General features: G+C 62.7%; 1 protein-coding gene. It reads left to right on the top strand.

All coding sequences use genetic code 11. The annotated features are described in order from the left end of the window. Window positions 1-878: IS1182 family transposase (locus KOE80_RS20120; RefSeq protein ID WP_226349844.1), on the top strand; the 878-nt coding region annotated here is incomplete at its 5' end. Window positions 879-954: the final 76 nt, after the last annotated feature.

Raw genomic sequence — 954 nt, 5'->3', positions numbered from 1 at the left:
GCAAGAAGCCGTTGAAGGCGCGCGCAGACGATGAGGATGGCGATGGGGGCCAGCCGGGTTCGGGCAAGCCCAAGGAGATCAAGGTCAGCCGGACCGATCCGGACAGCGGGTTCATGGTGCGAGACGACAAGCCGCGGGGGTTCTTCTACCTGGACCATCGCACCGTCGATAGCAAGCACGCGATCATCACCGACACACACGTCACGCCGGGCAATGTCCATGACAGCCAGCCGTATTTGAACCGCTTGGATCGTCAGTGCGAGCGCTTCGGATTCGCGCCGGACAGGGTGGGATTGGACGCGGGATACTTCACGCCACAGGTATGCCATGGGCTGGAAGTGCGCGAGATTGCCGGGGTGATGGGGTATCGCAGGCCGACCCACCGGCCGGGCTACTTCTACAAGCGGCAATACGTCTATGACCAGGCTCGTGACTGCTACACCTGCCCAGGCGGGCAGGACCTGACGTATCGCACGACCAGCCGGGAAGGCTATCGGCAGTACCACTCCGATCCGGCGCACTGCGTCGGCTGTGGGGACCGCTTGCGCTGTACCCGCAGCGCCAACCACACCAAGGTGGTGGTGCGTCACGTATGGGAGGCGGCCAAGGAGGCGGTCGATGCCAGGCGGCTGACCGAGTGGGGCAAACGGGTCTACACCCGGCGCAAGGAGACCGTCGAGCGCAGCTTCGCTGACGCCAAGCAGTTGCATGGTCATCGCTATGCCCGTATGCGCGGGCTAGCCAAGGTGCTTGAACAGTGCTTGCTGGCCGCTACGGCCCAGAATATGAAGAAGATCGCGCTGTTGCTGGCGCGGTTTTTACGTTTGTTCACGCGCCTGCGAGCTTGCCCCCGGCCCGCAAACGGCCTGATGGTGTGATCTGAGGCCTGATCGACCGAAAACCGTAGAATCGTGAGCGACACCTCATCGCCTGGGCGGGAGAACAAAAAAATAA

It is taken from the genome of Alcaligenes sp. 13f (assembly GCF_020496585.1).
Lineage (GTDB): Bacteria > Pseudomonadota > Gammaproteobacteria > Burkholderiales > Burkholderiaceae_B > Alcaligenes > Alcaligenes phenolicus.
Note: the sequence above shows the minus strand (reverse complement) of the source record. Positions and strands in the feature narration are given on the sequence as shown.